This is a genomic window from Globicatella sp. PHS-GS-PNBC-21-1553 (assembly GCF_033564055.1).
Lineage (GTDB): Bacteria > Bacillota > Bacilli > Lactobacillales > Aerococcaceae > Globicatella > Globicatella sulfidifaciens.
Map to the genome: position 1 here is coordinate 735,378 of NZ_CP085470.1, position 18,304 is coordinate 753,681.

The 18,304-nt window shown below is 36.1% G+C and carries 15 protein-coding genes; all 15 read right to left on the reverse strand.

Features of this window, described 5'->3' with window-relative positions; all coding sequences use genetic code 11:
- Positions 1-103 precede the first annotated feature (103 nt).
- Positions 104-2,092: an FtsX-like permease family protein gene (locus LB888_RS03350; RefSeq protein ID WP_318753618.1), complete on the reverse strand. Its 1,989-nt coding sequence runs from the start codon at positions 2,090-2,092 to the stop codon at positions 104-106.
- A gap of 2 nt (positions 2,093-2,094) precedes the next feature.
- Positions 2,095-2,853, reverse strand: a complete 759-nt coding sequence (locus LB888_RS03355; RefSeq protein WP_318753619.1) for an ABC transporter ATP-binding protein — start codon at positions 2,851-2,853, stop codon at positions 2,095-2,097.
- An 88-nt stretch (positions 2,854-2,941) separates the two neighbouring features.
- The gene (locus LB888_RS03360) at positions 2,942-3,856 is read right to left on the reverse strand and encodes a sensor histidine kinase (RefSeq protein ID WP_318753620.1); all 915 of its coding nucleotides are present in this window, start codon (positions 3,854-3,856) and stop codon (positions 2,942-2,944) included.
- Positions 3,849-4,532 carry a response regulator transcription factor gene (locus LB888_RS03365; RefSeq protein WP_318753621.1) on the reverse strand — a complete coding sequence of 228 codons (684 nt, stop codon included), beginning with the start codon at positions 4,530-4,532 and terminating at the stop codon, positions 3,849-3,851. Before LB888_RS03365 ends, LB888_RS03360 begins: the two co-directional genes overlap by 8 nt.
- Positions 4,533-5,720: 1,188 nt before the next feature.
- Positions 5,721-7,022, reverse strand: coding sequence for a phosphopyruvate hydratase (gene eno / locus LB888_RS03370; protein ID WP_318753622.1), 1,302 nt, complete (start codon positions 7,020-7,022; stop codon positions 5,721-5,723).
- A gap of 112 nt (positions 7,023-7,134) precedes the next feature.
- Positions 7,135-8,664 carry a 2,3-bisphosphoglycerate-independent phosphoglycerate mutase gene (gene gpmI, locus LB888_RS03375; protein WP_318753623.1) on the reverse strand — a complete coding sequence of 510 codons (1,530 nt, stop codon included), beginning with the start codon at positions 8,662-8,664 and terminating at the stop codon, positions 7,135-7,137.
- The gene (gene tpiA / locus LB888_RS03380) at positions 8,664-9,422 is read right to left on the reverse strand and encodes a triose-phosphate isomerase (protein ID WP_311920295.1); all 759 of its coding nucleotides are present in this window, start codon (positions 9,420-9,422) and stop codon (positions 8,664-8,666) included. Before tpiA ends, gpmI begins: the two co-directional genes overlap by 1 nt.
- A 76-nt stretch (positions 9,423-9,498) precedes the next feature.
- Positions 9,499-10,689, reverse strand: a complete 1,191-nt coding sequence (locus LB888_RS03385; protein ID WP_311920294.1) for a phosphoglycerate kinase — start codon at positions 10,687-10,689, stop codon at positions 9,499-9,501.
- 103 nt (positions 10,690-10,792) lie between these two features.
- Positions 10,793-11,794, reverse strand: coding sequence for a type I glyceraldehyde-3-phosphate dehydrogenase (gap, locus tag LB888_RS03390; RefSeq protein WP_276933953.1), 1,002 nt, complete (start codon positions 11,792-11,794; stop codon positions 10,793-10,795).
- A 30-nt stretch (positions 11,795-11,824) separates the two neighbouring features.
- Positions 11,825-12,865 (reverse strand): sugar-binding transcriptional regulator, encoded by a 1,041-nt coding sequence (locus LB888_RS03395; protein ID WP_318753624.1) that lies wholly within the window; start codon positions 12,863-12,865, stop codon positions 11,825-11,827.
- Positions 12,866-13,343: 478 nt separating this feature from the next.
- Entirely contained in the window at positions 13,344-13,937 is a 594-nt protein-coding gene (gene clpP / locus LB888_RS03400) for an ATP-dependent Clp endopeptidase proteolytic subunit ClpP (protein WP_066125953.1), read from the reverse strand.
- A 309-nt stretch (positions 13,938-14,246) separates the two neighbouring features.
- Positions 14,247-15,512, reverse strand: coding sequence for an ABC transporter substrate-binding protein (locus LB888_RS03405; protein ID WP_318753625.1), 1,266 nt, complete (start codon positions 15,510-15,512; stop codon positions 14,247-14,249).
- Positions 15,513-15,548: 36 nt separating this feature from the next.
- Positions 15,549-16,370, reverse strand: a complete 822-nt coding sequence (locus tag LB888_RS03410; protein WP_078756452.1) for a carbohydrate ABC transporter permease — start codon at positions 16,368-16,370, stop codon at positions 15,549-15,551.
- A 1-nt stretch (position 16,371) separates the two neighbouring features.
- Entirely contained in the window at positions 16,372-17,271 is a 900-nt protein-coding gene (locus tag LB888_RS03415; RefSeq protein ID WP_318753948.1) for a sugar ABC transporter permease, read from the reverse strand.
- Positions 17,261-18,295: an ABC transporter ATP-binding protein gene (locus tag LB888_RS03420; RefSeq protein ID WP_318753626.1), complete on the reverse strand. Its 1,035-nt coding sequence runs from the start codon at positions 18,293-18,295 to the stop codon at positions 17,261-17,263. The genes LB888_RS03415 and LB888_RS03420 overlap by 11 nt, the downstream gene beginning before the upstream one ends.
- Positions 18,296-18,304: the final 9 nt, after the last annotated feature.

An 18,304-nucleotide genomic window follows, 5' to 3' on the forward strand; every position in this document is an offset into this window, starting at 1 on the left:
GAACAGAAAAGGGAGCGAGCTCTTGAAGTACTTTCAACTTCTAGCCCACTCCCAATAGATTCATTTTCACCGCAAAAATGTAATTAACGGTTATTTAGTAAATTTATTCTTCATTCACAATTTGATAATAAACATTTGAAGTAACACGATACACAATGTAATAAATTACCACGAAAACAGTAATAACAATCAGATAAGGGATAAAGAATTGTGATAATTTATAAATACCGAACAACCCTAAAAGGCGGAAAATTATCTTACTTGCAACTAAACCATGAATAACAGCCACAATAATCGGTAAGGCGAAGAGCCAAAACGTTTGCTGTTTAATCGTTGTTTTTATCATTTCTTCTGGTAATCCAACTTGTTTCATGACTTGGAAGTTGGCTTTATCATCATACCCTTCGGTTATTTGTTTATAATAAATCATTAAGACGGTACCGACCAGTAACACCACACCAATCATAATCCCTAAAAATAGGAACCCACCATTAAATTGATACGTTTCTTTACGGGTCTGTTCAACGCTTAATACACGTTGATTACCCCCAGCAAAAACAGTTGCTATTTTATCTTTTAGAGCATCACTATCTTTCGTTACATCAAAGGAAATTCTAAAACTACCTGGCCCCATAACCGTATTCTCTAGTTGATAATACTTACCAAGTTCCATCATCTCTTCTCGTGTTGGTACCACAAGTTGGACATAATCAATAATAACATTGGTATAAATAGGATCGGTATTATATTTGACTTGATACTGTTTCCCGGCAATATTGAGCTCTTTCTTATCTTTTAAAACCTCGTTCAAATCATTTAATAATATTTCGCCTTCATTTAATTGATGCTTGGTCCCATGCAATTGATTATAATCTTCTATGGTCATAATCGTTCCAATAAAAGTCCGATCTTTTGACATGATCTCGATATTTGCTAATTTTTCTAAAGTATTCATATCCTTTGATAATCTTAAATTTATATAAATACTTTCAGTTAGATAAACATCCTTTACTTCTTGAACGTCCGATAACTGATTTATTTGCTCTTGAAGTGCTTCTTTCTTTGCCAAAATAGCGTCGGGGCTTTCATCTAAAAAATAGTCATGATCATAAGAATAAACTTCATAATCGCGTATATGACGCATTTTTATAGTATCTTCAATCCCGCCATAAATCGAAATGGTACTTCCTAACGCTAACATAAAACCTGTACTTAAAATGGCAATACTCGCTAAACTTATAGCATTTGAACGAATTCGGTATAACATTCCAGATATTGATAGGAAATGATTTGGTTGATAATAGTAGTTCTTATTTTTCTTTAATTGATTCAATACAAATGAGATTAATGTCATAAATAAGAAATAGGTTGCCATCATCACGAGCAGTACTGCTATGAAGAACATTAAAATGGCATCCAAGAGACCTTTTGTAGTCCAAGCTATATAATAACCCGCACCCAGTGACACCAATCCAGAAATTAACCAAATCCATTGAAATTTCCCAGTTTTTTCTCCAGATTTTTGTTGGCTCATTAAATCAATTGGATTTAACAAGCTTACTCGGAATGTTTGAAATAGATATAATACGAACAAGATACCCGCCAATAAAATTAGTACTACAGAGATAGCATACCAAGAAAGTGGATAATCGCCTAAGGTGGCGGCTACGTCTTTAAGCAGTCTTGTCATCACCTTAAACATAATCGTCCCAACTAATTGCCCCATTACAATACTCAATAAACCAATCACCACAAAATTAATAAATTGCTCAATTAGAATAACCATTGAAATATGCAATTTCTCAAATCCTAAAATAGAATACAATGAGAATTCTTTACTTCTTCTTTTTGCGATAAATGTTTGACCATAGATGGTAAAGATGATGGCCAATAAAGCTACAATAAAAATCCCCAGTCCCATTAAGATGGGTAACTCCGTATGGCGTTCTGTCACAAATTTATTGGTCTTTAATGATGCCATGATGTACAGCGTTGCAAACATGATACTGCTGGCCAATACGAATGGTATTTGCAATTGATGATTGGCTTTTAAATTTCGCCAAGCAAGTTGTAAATAAAGTCCTAATTTCATAATTATTCGCCACCTTGATTCATTGCAGTTAAACTATCCGCAATTCGTTCTTGGAACACCTGTACTGAATCATTCCCACGATAAATTTCATGAAAGACAATCCCATCTTTAATAAATAAGACGCGATTCGACATTGCTGCAGCTTTAATCGAGTGGGTTACCATTAAAATCGTTTGTCCCATCTCATTTAATGACTGAAATAATTCTAAAATTGTTTGGGAGGTTTTCGAATCTAATGCTCCCGTTGGCTCATCAGCTAATAAAATATCCGGTTGCGTAATAATCGCTCTCGCAATCGCAATGCGTTGACGTTGCCCTCCTGATATTTGGTACGGAAACTTCTCTAATAAGGATTCAATCCCTAAGATAGGGGTAATCTCTGATAAACGTTGTTCCATTTCGGTTATCTTTTTTTCCGAGAGAACTAATGGCAAGAGGATATTGTCTTTATTATTGAAGTTATTTAACACGTTAAAATCCTGGAAAACAAACCCGAGACGTTCTCGACGGAACTTCGCAATATCTTTTGACTTAATCTCAGATAATGGTAAATTATTTAGTAGAACTTGTCCATTCGTCGGTTGGTCCAAAGTTGCTATGATATTTAGTAAGGTTGTTTTACCCGAACCAGACTCCCCCATGATTGAGACAAATTCTCCTTCATTGACTTCAAAGTTAACATTTTTAAGAGCTTTCGTTAGTACACCAAAACCTTTTTTACCATATACTTTCTCAACATTTTGTATTTTTAATAATGACATTTTGCTCACTCCTTTGATTTGTTAACTTAAGTTTACCGGATATCAAGAGTAGCTGCCTTTATCTAATCTAACAAAAACAAGTCTAATCTTACATTTTTGCAAGATTAAACTTGATATAGAAAATAGAACCTTGATCCAGTTCTGATTCAACTCTAACAGGTTGTGTTAAGCGTTCTGAGATTAGATCGACTAAATATAACCCCAGACCACTGGCTTTTTCATGTAAACGTCCGTTAAAGCCAACATAGCCTTTATCAAAGATTTTAGTCAAATCACTTGCTTGTATACCAATACCATTGTCTTGAATTGCCAACTCTTGTGTTGCCTCATTAAAATATATTGATATTTTTGCGTCATTTTCATTTTGGCAGTATTTCAATGCGTTTGAAAGAATTTGTTCAATCATCAGGGAGCTCCAGTGACCGTCAGTAATCACCACTTGTATTAATCTCTCATATTCCAAACTCACATTATAATAAAAGAATTGGTATCGATATTTCTTAATCAGTGGACTTAACAATTCATCTAATGTTAACTTAGTAAACTCCAAATCCGTACCAGGATTCATTAATTTTATATATGATAATGCCATACTCGTGTATTTATCAATTTCGGTCATTAATAAGCGTAATTCATTGGCATTGTCACCGCACTCTTCTCTCAATAATAATTGTGCCCCCGCAATCGGCGTCTTCATCTGATGAAGCCAAGTCAGAAAATACGTCTCGGTTTCGAGTCGGATATGATGGAGTTCTTGTTTTAAATGGTGATTTTCATCTTGTAAAACTTGCAATTCTTCTTGTTGTAATTGGTCATGTTCAAAGCGAATTAAACTAATTACAAATAAAATTACGCCGACAAATAAGCTCAACCATAATATATATTGAATCATCTGTCCATCTAATTGGTAGACGATCATGACAATCATCGTTAAAACGATTGGTGTTATATACAAAAGCAAAGATGTCCATTTTAGTTTAAGATATTGTTTCAATCTATTCATTTTCATTCACCTTCAGAGCATAACCAAGTCCTTTTTTTGTTTGAATACTCATTTTGACATCTTGATCTTCCAAGCGTTTACGAATGCGCGAAATATTGACGGACAAGGTATTATCATCAATAAAATTAGCTTGATCCCAACAATGATCCATAATCGCTTCTCGCGAGACAAATCCACCTTTAGCTTCGATTAATGACTCCATGATTTGTAATTGAGTATGAGTTAATTCGACCGTTGTTCCTTCATAGAGAACACTCGCATTAGCAAAATCGATACTTAACCCGCCATAGCTCGTTTGTGGCGCTTCAACAGTATAATCATAAGAACGGCGAAGGAGCGCTTGGATTTTAGCCAAAGATAAACTTATATCAATCGGCTTGGTTAAGTAATCATCCGCTCCCATTTGAATTGCCATCACTTGGTCCATATTGTCTGCTCGAGAAGAAATAAAAATAATGGGTACTTTTGAAAATTGTCGAATTTGTTGACACCAATGATAGCCATTAAAAGCTGGCAACCCAATATCCATTAATACTAAATGAGGTTCGAATGCTTTAAATTCTTCAATGACTTTCGTAAAGTCTTCAATTAAAGCAACTTGATATTGCCACTTTTCCAACTCGCCTTTTAATTGTCGAGCAATTATTTTATCATCTTCAACAATGAGTATTTGCATAAGCCACCTCCTAAGTTATTTAACACTATTTTACTAAACTCATACTAACGTCGCTTTCTTCTTTTCCATTTGTCATAGATTAATAAAAGCCATTGAATCGGGTAATAAATAAGCACAAAAATGAAGGCTATTCTAATGACTGGATACATTAAATAGGGATTGCGCCAAATTTTATAATAGAGAATAATACCTAATACGATTAATAGGAAATGAAAAACACGACTTAGTCTACGCCTGATTAACCATTCACGGGCACTCATTTCTCGTTGTTTTCGCATATTACCGTCCTCTCTTTATGAAATTCATCACGTGATTTCTGTTAGATTTATCTTACCATTTTATAAACAAATAACCAATGATAAGTAGGTATAGACTAACCTAAAAAATAATAAAACATTCAACTTCTAGCCGTCTGACTCTTTTCTCGATTTTTCATTAACTTAATTATTGCAGAGTTATTGTTGAATTAGACCACATTCCAAATCTTAAGACTAGTTTGATTTTTCTTGTTTTTTTGTTAAAATATAAGTGAAATATGAGTAGGACTTATTAATTCTCAAAATTTAATTGACCGAGTTTTATCTTTAGGGAGTCGCCATATGGACTTGTATCCATTTTTCCTTAGAAACAAAAAAGCAATTTGTTTAATGATACAAATGCTAAAGAAATAGGTAGGGTATATATTAATTTAAAGGAGTGAATACTATGAGACTTATCTATTCGAAAAGCTTACAAATCATTTTGCTACTGATATACTTTCTTTTACCGATTGTCAGTCTACCGTTCCATTTGCTTGATGTTAACATCATCCTTAACAATAAGTTAAGTTCGACTCTTTTAATCATAATGGTCCTGATTCTATTCAAAAGACAGCGCTCTTTGAATCAGCTCATTGTAGGACTCTATCTTTATTATTTCATTTTCCTAGTTCTCGCAACAAGTGGGCTTTTTTCCTAATGTAAAAAATCGATTAGGGCAGTATCATGCGTAACATGCGATAATCTATCTATCAATTCTACAATCAAATTTCAAGCAGAGAAATTGCAATCTATTCGCATTTCTTTGCTTTTTTGCTATTTCATGCTTGCAACCTATAATTGATAAATAGCACCCTTCCAACTTTTATCCATGTAAGCACAAAAACGCCCCCTCATTGAGGGAGCGCGACATCAATTAGTTATTAACTAATTATTTGTTTTTTAAGTTGTAGAATGATTTTAAGCCGTTGTATTTAGCAACTTCGCCTAATTCATCTTCTATACGTAATAATTGGTTGTATTTAGCGATACGGTCTGTACGGCTTAATGAACCTGTTTTGATTTGGCCAGCGTTAGTTGCAACAGCGATGTCAGCGATTGTTGAATCTTCTGTTTCACCTGAACGGTGTGATACAACTGCTGTGTAACCAGCTTCTTTAGCCATTTCGATTGCATCGAATGTTTCAGTTAATGTACCAATTTGGTTAACTTTGATTAAGATTGAGTTACCAACGCCGTTTTCGATACCACGTTCTAAGATTTCAGTGTTTGTTACGAATAAGTCGTCACCTACTAATTGAACTTTATCACCGATACGTTCAGTTAATAATTTCCAACCTTCCCAGTCGTTTTCATCCATACCATCTTCGATAGAGATGATTGGGTATTTGTTTACTAATTCTTCTAAATAATCAACTTGTTCTTCAGCTGTACGTTTTACACCATTTTCACCTTCGAATTTAGTGTAGTCGTAAACGCCGTTTTCATAGAATTCAGAAGAAGCACAGTCAAATCCTAAGAATACATCTTTACCTGGTTCTAAACCAGCTTTTTTAATAGCTTCTAAGATAGTTTCAACACCATCTTCAGTTCCTTCGAATGAAGGAGCAAATCCACCTTCGTCACCTACAGCAGTTACTAAACCACGGTCATGTAAGATTGCTTTTAATGCGTGGAATACTTCAGTACCCCAACGTAAAGCTTCTTTAAATGTAGGAGCACCAACAGGTAAAATCATGAACTCTTGGAAAGCGATTGGAGCATCAGAGTGAGATCCACCGTTAACAATGTTCATCATTGGTGTAGGTAAAACTTTAGTATTGAATCCACCTAAATATTGGTATAAAGGAACATTTAAGTAATCTGCAGCTGCACGTGCAACAGCGATAGAAACACCTAAGATTGCGTTTGCACCTAATTTACCTTTGTTAGGAGTACCGTCTAATTCGATCATTAATTTATCGATTGCTTGTTGTTGTAAAACATCGTATCCTAATAAAGCTTCAGCGATAATATTGTTAACATTATCAACTGCTTTAGAAACACCTTTACCTAAGTAACGTTCTTTGTCTCCGTCACGTAATTCAACCGCTTCGTGTTCACCAGTAGAAGCACCTGAAGGTACCATACCGCGACCGAAAGCACCGCTTTCTGTATAAACTTCAACTTCGATTGTTGGGTTACCGCGTGAATCTAAAACTTCGCGTGCATAAACATCTGTAATAAATGGCATTTTTTATTTCTCCTTTAATTTGGTATAAATTTTTACACTGAGATCGTATAAAATACCTATCTCTATTGTAATTATAAATCGGGTGAAATGCAAAGCATTTCGAGGTTTTTCATTATTTTTTAATTAATGATTCACCAGTCATTTCTGCTGGTTTTTCAAGACCTAATAAATCTAACATTGTAGGCGCTACGTCTGCTAATCGACCATCTTCTCTTAATTCAATTCCATGTTTAGTGACAATCACTGGAACTGGAACTGTCGTATGAGCGGTGTGTGGCGTTCCTTCAGGAGTTATCATCGTCTCTGAGTTTCCGTGGTCAGCAAAAATTATCGCATAGCCACCTTTTTCTAAAATAGCATCAACCACTTTACCTAAGTTTTCGTCAACTGCTTCGATTGCTTTGATGGTTGGTTCTAACATACCAGAGTGTCCAACCATATCTGGGTTTGCGAAGTTTAAGATAATCGCGTCATTTTCATCATTCATAATGCTATTATACAAAGCATCGCCTACTTCGTAAGCTGACATTTCAGGTTTTAAGTCATAAGTAGCTACTTTTGGTGATGGAATTAAAATACGATTTTCGCCTGGGAACTCCTCATTACGTCCACCGTTCATAAAGAATGTAACGTGTGGATATTTTTCCGTTTCAGCGATACGTAATTGTTTTAATCCAGCATTTGATAATACTTCACCGATAACATTTTTCATTGGAATTGGTGGGAATGCTACTTCTGCATCAATACTAGGATTATAAAGCGTCATAGTTGTTAATTTAACATTTTTCGCTTGTACGCCACGATCAAAGTTATCCCATTCTTTATCGGTAACTGCATTTGATAATTGGATCGCACGGTCTGGACGGAAGTTAAAGAAGATGATTGAATCATTGTCTTCAACTTTAGCAATTGGTTGGCCATTCTCTGTAATCACAGCTGGAACGATAAACTCATCTGTTACGCCTTCAGCATAGCTATGTTCTAAAACAGCTTGTGCTGAATCAAAGGTTGGTCCTTCGCTATGGAAAATAGCATCATAAGCTAATTTCACACGTTCCCATCGTTTATCACGGTCCATCGCATAATAACGACCAGATACAGTGGCAATTTTACCTACGCCGGTTGCAGCTAAGTGATTTTCTAAAGTTTTAACATAACCTGGTCCAGCTTTTGGATCCACGTCACGTCCATCCATAAAGGCATGGATATAAACTTTTTCGATTCCTTTAGCTTTAGCAGTATCTACTAAGGCTAATAAATGATTTATATGACTATGAACACCACCATCAGATAATAAACCAAATAAATGTAAAGCTGAATCATTATCTAATACTTGTTGAAAAGCGTGATCCAAAGCATCATTCGTTGCGAATTCACCATCAGCAATGGCTTTATCGATACGGGTTAAACTTTGATAAACAATACGTCCAGCACCAATATTGGTGTGTCCAACTTCAGAGTTACCCATTTGACCATCAGGAAGACCAACATCTAATCCTGATGCTTTCATTGTTGAATGTGGAAATTCATTGTAATATCGATCAAAATTTGGTTTTTTAGCTAAAGCAACCGCATTACCATTGCTATCAGCTCTCCAGCCAAATCCGTCTAAGATGATAATCGCTACGGGAGATTTACTCATTATTTTACTGCCTCCAATAATGCTAAGAAAGAATCAGGTTGTAAAGAAGCGCCACCTACTAATGCGCCGTCAACGTCTGGACAAGCCATGTAGTCTTTAATGTTTTCAGGTTTAACTGAACCACCGTATTGTACGCGAACTTTATCTGCAACATCTTGACCGAAGTCATCTGCTACCACGTCACGAACAGCTTTACACATTTTTTGAGCATCATCTTGAGTTGCTGATTTACCAGTACCGATTGCCCAGATTGGTTCATAAGCAATGACTAATGAAGCTACTTGGTCTGCCGTTAAGTCTTTTAAGGCTGCTTTAATTTGAGCACCAACAAACTCTTCTGCTTTACCTGCTTCGTAAGTTTCTAAAGTTTCACCACAGCAGATGATTGGTGTCATGTTATTACGGAAAATAGCATGTGCTTTCTTATTGATGTCTTCATCTGTTTCGTGGAAATATTCACGACGTTCAGAGTGACCAATAATGACATATTCTACTCCTAAGGCACCTAAAGCTTTAGGACTAATTTCTCCAGTAAATGCACCTTCATCTTCAAAATAACAGTTCTGAGCTGCTACTTTAACTTCTGTATCTTTAACCCCTTTTTTCATTCCTTCAAGGAATAATGCAGGTGAACCGATAACTGTATCAACTAAATCATTTGATGGGATATTGTTTTTGACAGCATCCACAAATTCACGAGCTTCAGTAGCCGTTTTATTCATTTTCCAGTTACCAGCGATAATTGGTTTACGTGACATTCTATCTTCTCCTTTTATATTTCTTAACTAATGACAGGGTAGAGTTACTCCCCCACCCTGGCATTGAGCTTTCTGATTACTTGTCGTTAATTGCTTCGACGCCTGGTAAAACTGCGCCTTCTAAATAAGTTAATGACGCACCACCACCAGTAGAGATATGTGAGAATTTATCTTCATATCCTAATTGTAAAACTGCTGCCGCAGAGTCTCCACCACCAACAATTGTTGTGGCATCTTCTAAGTTAGCAATAGCTTCACAAACACCAATAGTACCTTTAGCAAAATTAGGCATTTCGAATACACCCATTGGGCCATTCCATACCACTGTTTTCGCATCTTTTAAGATCTCAGTGTAAAACTCTACTGATTTAGGTCCACAGTCTAAACCTTCCCAATCAGCAGGAATATCGTCGATAGATACTACTTTAGTATTCGCATCATTTGAGAAGTCATCAGCTACAACGACATCTACCGGTAAAGCAATTTTATCACCCGCTTTAGCTAATAATTCTTTAGCTAACTCAACGCGATCTAATTCTAATAATGAATTACCAACTTCTTTACCTTGAGCTTTTAAGAATGTATAAGCCATACCGCCACCGATAATAACTTTATCAGCTTTGTCTAATAAGTTTTCAATCACTTTAATTTTATCAGATACTTTTGCTCCACCTAAAATAGCCACGAATGGTCGAACAGGGTTATCCACTGCTTCACCTAAGAATTTTACTTCTTTCTCCATTAAATAACCTGCAGCAGATTCTAAATGAGAAGCAATGCCTACGTTAGAAGCATGTGCACGGTGAGCTGTACCGAAAGCATCATTGACGAATAAGTCACCTAATGAAGCCCAATATTTACCTAATTCAGCATCATTACCAGATTCTTTTTTGCCGTCGATATCTTCGAAACGAGTATTTTCAACAACTAATACTTCACCTTCATTTAAAGACTTAACAGCTTCTTCTAATTCTGCACCACGAGTTACTGGAGAGAATTTTACTTCTTGATCTAATAATTCAGCTAGACGGTCAGCAGCTGGTTTTAATGATTTACCAGCTTTGTCTTCTTCCGTTTTCACTTTGCCTAAGTGAGAGAATAAAACAACTTTAGCTTGATTGTTGATTAAATATTTGATGGTATCTAAAGCCGCAACAATACGATTATCGTCGGTAATAACACCATCTTTCATTGGAACGTTAAAATCCACACGCACTAATACTGTTTTGCCTTGGACTTGTAAATCTTCAACTGTTTTTTTTGCCATACTTTTCTCCTCCTAAAGAGTTTTTTATAAATAAAAAATGCAGGGAAGCGTCTTTGCCTCCCCGCACTTTTGGATAGACGCTTTTGAAACGCTATTTGATAAATTAAGCTTTAGCGAAGTATTCTAAAGTACGAACTAATTGTGCAGTATATGACATTTCATTGTCATACCAAGCAACAGTTTTAACTAATTGTTTGTCGCCAACAGTCATAACTTTTGTTTGAGTTGCATCGAATAATGAACCATAAGTAATACCTACGATATCAGAAGAAACGATTTCGTCTTCGTTATAACCGTATGATTCGTTAGCTGCTGCTTTCATAGCTGCGTTAACTTCTTCAGCTGTAACTGGTTTTTCTAATACAGTTACTAATTCAGTTAATGAACCAGTTGCTACAGGAACACGTTGTGCAGCTCCGTCTAATTTACCGTTTAATTCTGGAATAACTAAACCGATAGCTTTAGCAGCACCTGTTGTGTTAGGAATAATGTTTTCAGCTGCAGCACGAGCACGACGTAAGTCACCTTTACGATGTGGTGCATCTAAAGTATTTTGGTCACCAGTATAAGCATGGATAGTTGTCATTAAACCTTCAACAATTCCGAAGCTGTCATGTAATACTTTTGCCATAGGAGCTAAACAGTTAGTAGTACATGAAGCACCAGAGATAACTGTTTCGTCACCAGTTAAGATATCATGGTTAGTATTGTAAACGATTGTTGGTACATCATTACCACCAGGTGCAGAAATAACAACACGTTTAGCGCCACCTTGTAAGTGTAATTCAGCTTTTTCTTTAGAAGTGAAGAAACCAGTACATTCTAATACGATTTCAACTCCTAATTCGCCCCAAGGTAATTCATTTGGATTTGGGTTAGCTAAAACTTTAACTTCTTTACCGTTAACACGGAAAGCTCCGTCTAACACCTCAACTTCACCATTAAAGCGTCCTTGAGTTGTATCATATTTTAATAAGTGAGCTAATTGATTAGCATCTGTTAAGTCGTTGATTGCTACTACTTCGATTCCTTCTACTTCTTGGATACGACGGAATGCTAAACGACCAATACGTCCAAAACCATTAATACCTACTTTTACTGTCATAATTGACTTCCTCCTTAAGGATTTTTTATTTTAATGAGTTTCCCCATTTAAAATCATATTTGCGATGCCCTCATCACAGATTAACCATCCATGATGTTGGACTAATTTACAATAGCCTTCTACGGCACGTGCTTTTGTAGCACCACCCACTATTGTTAGAACTAAAGGAATGTGGCTCACGTTTTCTATTTGAATACCAATCCGTGGTAATCGTAATACTTCTTGGCCTTGTTCATCAAAAAACACGCCAAACGCTTCACCAATAGCCTTTTTTTCTTTTAATAATTGTTGTTGTTGTGCAGTAAGCTCCCGACGCTCTGCCATCACTTCGGCGGATCCAACACTGACTAATAAACAATCTGCTTTCTTACTCAATGCCACTGCCTGACTAATCGAAGGATCTGTCATCAATATTTTCGACGCATCTTCTTCCATTGCATCAGGTAGAAATAAAGGAACATATTTTGAATTCGTTTTTTGAGCCATCACACCGCCAACAATATTGGATTGGATATTAAATCCACCCCCAACACCGCCACGGGCTGGAACAAATACTAATTCACGATTTTGGGACAATTTCTCAGTTAAACCTTCGCCGACATGAGCTAAGGTCTCACCACCTGTCACCGCAATAATACTACGACCAAACTTCAAGTAGCGTTCTAATACTTGTTGAGTAGCGTAACTCAATTCCCGATAGACGACCGAATCATGATCTAAATCACCTGGTACAACCCAACAATTGGAGATACCTAAATGACTTTTTAATGATTCTTCAATATCGTGTAAACGACTTGAGTTTTTAACTGTCTCAGAAATCATATCTGAAACAATATGTCCATGTTCCGTTAAGCGAATCCCCACTCTTGTCACTTCAACTAAATCTTGTTCACGCATTAAATCAATAATCGTTCGCACTGAACGTTCAGAACTGTTAATCCGTTCAGCTAAATTTTTTCGACCTAAAGGTTCACCAACTTGTCTTAAGTGATAGAGGATTTCATAGCGCGTTCGCAATGTTGCACTTAAATCGGGTGCTATTGCTTGCATCATAGAAAAAACATCCTTCATGGTGTTCCTCCTCTTGGGCAACAAATGACCAATCAATCAAGTTTATAAAAAACTCTTCTAAATAATCAGTTCATCGTTTTCCATATTACTACTATACCATTATTGAATATTGTTTGCAATCAAAATCAAATAATATTAGCCGACATTGAACCCTCTTATATGGGCGATTATTGGCCAATAAGATGAATTATTTCAATATTAACAAATGGTTAAGGGCTTTCTTTGAAAGGATTTAATATTACATATATTTTCATAAAAAAATTCTGGACTTTCGTCCAGAATTAAGATTTTCTTTGGGAGTGGGCAAGAAGTAGAAAATCAGTTGATTTTCGCTTCGTCTGTCCACCCCCGAACAGTTGAGTAGGCCTCAAACAAGTCGAAAGACACAGTTTGAGGCCACTCAACCACTGCGCTTTTAATTAAATAGATATGCCTGAACAGAATTTAAAAAGTTTTTGCCCATCCTCTTTTCGCTCAATTATTTTAACGATTTGTTATTTTCCATAATATGATCAATTAAACCATATTCTTTTGCCTGTTCCGCAGTCATATAATTATCACGGTCCGTATCGCGGGCAATAATATCGATTGGTTGCCCTGTACGATCAGCTAAAATCGTATTAAGACGCTCGCGCGTATGTAAAATATGACGGGCAGCTATTTCGATTTCAGTTGCTTGACCTTGCGCTCCACCTAATGGTTGGTGAATCATCACTTCAGAATTAGGCAAAGCGTAGCGTTTGCCTTTTTGTCCTGCTGCTAATAAGAAAGCACCCATCGACGCAGCCATTCCGATAACAATCGTTTGTACATCAGACTTAATAAAATTCATTGTATCAAAAATAGCTAATCCAGCAGAAACGCTCCCCCCAGGTGAATTAATATATAAATAGATATCCTTTTCTGAGTCTTGGGCTTCTAAAAATAATAATTGGGCAATGACACTGTTAGCCACATTATCATCAATAGGTCCACTTAGCATAATAATTCTATCTTTTAATAAACGAGAATAAATATCATAGGCACGTTCTCCACGTGAAGATTGTTCAATTACTGTAGGTATTAAATTCAAATTTATCGCTCCTTTTCTCACTTTATCTGGATTCATTATACTCCATTAGTCAAATAAGGTCAATCTTATTGACTTGAATATTTCCTTCGTCATTTTATCGAACACTGATACAAGTTTCAATAAAAAGCATTCTAAGAAACAATCATTTTGTTTATCTTTTATAAAACGGTTCTATACTTTTCGGTGTGGGTCAACAAAAATGCCTCTGTTCATTCACACTATTTGACAAAGAGCCTATAAAACAAAATGAAGGCCTCTGTTAAAGCCTTCATTTTCCGTACTGTTGTCATTTCTCGATCGTCTTGTTAATTATAGACCTAAAAATCCTTTTACTAATGTTTCGATATTTGCCATTTCAGTTGCTGCATCAGCATCATTAATAATAATATTTTCTAATGCTGTTTTGAACTCAGAGTAAACTTCACTAGCTCCAACATAGGCAGCTTGTGCCTTACCAAATTCTAATTCTTCAGAGGCAGCTTTAACAAGTGGATTTTCTTCTAAGTATTGAGTCCATTCTTCAGATTCTGCTCCTTGTTTTGTAACAGGTAAATAACCTGTCGCAATCGCCCAACGGTCAGTATTTTCTAATAAGAATGACATGAATTGCACTGCCGCTTTTTGTTGTTCTTCAGATGCAGAAGAGAAAATACCTAAATCATTACCTGCAAATAAGGTTAATTCTTCACCATCACCAAAGACCGGAATATGTGCAGTTTCTAATTCGATACCACTTTCTTCTACACCCGGTAATACATATTGTAAACCAGCAGAAGAACCAATATATAACGCACTTTCACCAGCAGCAAATGGACCAGACATATAGCCATCTTCACCTGCTGTACGTGCATGTTCATTCGCTAATAAATCTTTAATGAATTGAAGTGGCTCAATCGCTTTTTCAGAAGACATATCAACTTGCGATAAATCATCTGCAATCCAAGTTGCACCATTTTGGCGAGCCATTGTTTCATATTCCATGGTTAACTCGTTTTCAAATCCCATTGCTGGCTTTTCAATTCCAGCTTCATCTAATTTTTCACCTAATGCCAATACTTCATCCCAAGTTTTTGGAACTTCAGCATTCACTTCATCCAACATTGTTTTATTGACAAACATTAAGCGAACTGATTTCGAGAATGGTAAAGCATAAATTTGATCATCAAAAGTAGCACCTTTTAAGAAAGTTTCATAAACCCCTTCTTTTAACTCATCCGTATAGCCGTTTTCAGGTGTTAATAAGTCATTTAAAGGTAATAATAAACCTTGATCCATGAAATCCGGCGTGTTTGAAGCTGTTAATTGAGCAATTGTCGGTAAATCGCCTGATACACCAGAAGCCATAATACTTTGTTGTAAAGTAGAATAGTCACCTTGGTTTTGTTCAACAACTTCAATCCCTTCTTGTGAAGCATTAAATTCTTCAACTAATTTAGTTAACATTTCTTGATGTGGACCATTCATCGCATGCCAAAAAGTTACTTGCACTTTCTCTTGCGCATTTGCTGATGGAACAAAAGAGCCTAAAGTTGTTGCTGCTAATAAAGTTGCCGCTAATGTGCGTAATTTTTTCATTAATGTTTTCCTCCCAGAAAATAAATCCTAAGTCATCTAGCCTTTAAGACCAGAACTTGCAATACCTTGCATAATATATTTTTGCAAGAACAGATAAATGACAACCATTGGAACTACTACTAAGGTTGACGCTGCCATTAATAACTCAAATTGAGTTCCGGCTTCGGTCGTAAAAGCTTGTAGTCCCACCGGCAATGTACGTAATGCCTTATCGTTTGTGACAATTAATGGCCACATAAACGAATTCCAACTACCAATTACTTTCAATATCATAACCGCAATAATCGATGATTTAGATAAAGGCACCATCATTTCCCATAGGAAACGCCAGTCACTCGCACCATCGGTTTTAGCGGCATAATAAAGCTGATCTGGTATCGATTGGAATGATTGTTTTAAAGTAAAGACTGAAAAAACACTTGCAAGCCATGGTATAATCAAAGCCCAATAGGTGTTAATCATATCCCAACTTGCTAACGTTACAAAGTTAGGTATGGTCATTAATTCACCAGGTACCATCATGGTAGCTAATAAAATAATGAACAATACATCTTTACCCCAAAACTTTAGTTTAGCAAAGGCAAAAGCTGCCAAAATGCTCGTAATTAACTCGCCCGTTGTGGTCGTCAAGGTGACCAATAAACTATTTAAAAAATAGCGAGCGAATGGGGCTACCTTCAGCGCTTTTTCATAATTTGAAAATAACCAATTCCGAGGTAACCAAGTAGGAGGAATCGCAATAGCTTCCCCTGCTGATTTTAAACTTGTTACTAACATCCAATAAAAAGGCAACACCATAAACAGGCCACCTAAAAACAATAGCATATATAATAAAATGTTTTTAAAAAACCCCTTCATATTAGCCACCCCTCTTTTCAAAGTAGCGGTTGCCGGCATTTTGAACCATAGTAATGACCAAAACAATCAAGAACAAAATAATACCGGTCGCTGCTGCTTGACCATATTTGAATTTCACATAGAATTTTTCAAATAAATAGTAAACCAAAGTGGTTGCCGATCCTGCGGGTCCAGGTCTACCACTGAATAAAGCAAAGACTTCGTCGAACACCTTAAAACCACTGATTACCCCTAAGGTCGACAATAAAAATAAAGTCGGTCTTAATAAGGGAATCGTGATATTCATAAAGCGATTAAAAGCATTCGCCCCATCAATTTTAGCGGCTTTATAGTAATTCTCATTGATATTACCTAAACCTACTAATAATAGTAAAATATTAAAACCTAAACTCTTCCATACCGCCATAATCATCACGGCCGGCAACGCATTATCAGGTGAATTTAACCAGTTGACGGCATCTGCTCCAAATAAGCTAAGAATATAATTAAAGAAACCATAGCGTGAATGATACAACCAACTCCACACCACCGAAACGGCCACTGTACTGGTCACATAAGGCAAGAAATAAACGGTTCTAAAGAAACCTTTTAAAAACGGAATACTATTTAACATTAACGCGATCATCAATGAGATAAAAATACTCGTTGGTACGACCCCAATAACATAAATAAACGTGTTTTTTAGAGCTTGATGAAATTTAGGATCACTGAGGACGATTTGATAGTTTTCCAATCCTCGCGATTTAACTTCACCCGTAAACAAATTAAAATTAGTATAAAAACTCATCGCCACTGATTTAAAAATAGGATAAATGGTAAAAATACCAATAAATGTTAACATCGGTGCCAAATAAAGCAATGCTTGTAAGGTGCTTTTTAGCGTCGGTTTTTTATTCATGATTCACTACCTCAACTCTGGCAGTTGTCTTATCAAAAAACATTATTTTTTCTGGTGCAACTTTTAAGTACACCAAGCTACCTTCTGTTACATCTAAATCTAAATCGGTAACCGTAAAGGATTCACCCTCGAATATCATATGCGTCGTAATATCTTTCCCCACATGTTCAATTCTCTCAACCGTTGCTTGTAGTAAATAATCTTCTGCGCTTCCTAATGTAAAATGCTCAGAACGAATCCCAATCGTTTCCCATTCATGATCAAATAGCCATGCCTCATGATTTAAAGAAGGTGAATTTTTAGTAAAAGTATTAATAACGGGTGAACCGATGAATTTCGCCACAAAAAGATTTTTAGGTTCTTTATATAAAGTAACGGGATCTGTTTTTTGTTGAATTTCACCTTGATTTAAGACCATCACATTATCCGCAATACTTAGCGCTTCTTCTTGATCATGGGTTACAAACACAGTCGTTACACCTGTTTCTTGTTGAATACGACGAATTTCCTCACGCATTTCAATTCGCAAACGCGCATCTAAATTGGATAATGGCTCATCCATCAATAAGACCGACGGAGATTTCGCCAAAGCCCGGCTAATGGCTACCCGTTGTTGTTGCCCACCCGATAATTGACGTGGATATTTATCAAGTTGATCGTCAATTTGTGTTAAAGCTGCCATCTTTTTTCCAATTTCGATTCGCTTGGCTTTCGGCATCTTGCTCATCATTAATGGAAACATAATGTTTTCTAACACTGTCAAATGAGGGTATAAGGCATAATTTTGAAAAACTAATCCGACTTGACGTTTTACTGGATCCAACTTAGTGACGTCGCAATCATCAAAATAAATCTTTCCTGAAGTAGGCGTTAATAATCCTGAAATCAAATATAAAGTGGTTGATTTTCCACAACCTGAAGGGCCTAAAAAAGAAATCAATTCATGACTAGGCAAGGTAAAGCTAATATTATCGAGGACCTTTTTATCTTCAAACTGCATGGTGACATTTTCAAATCTAACTTGCACAATTACACC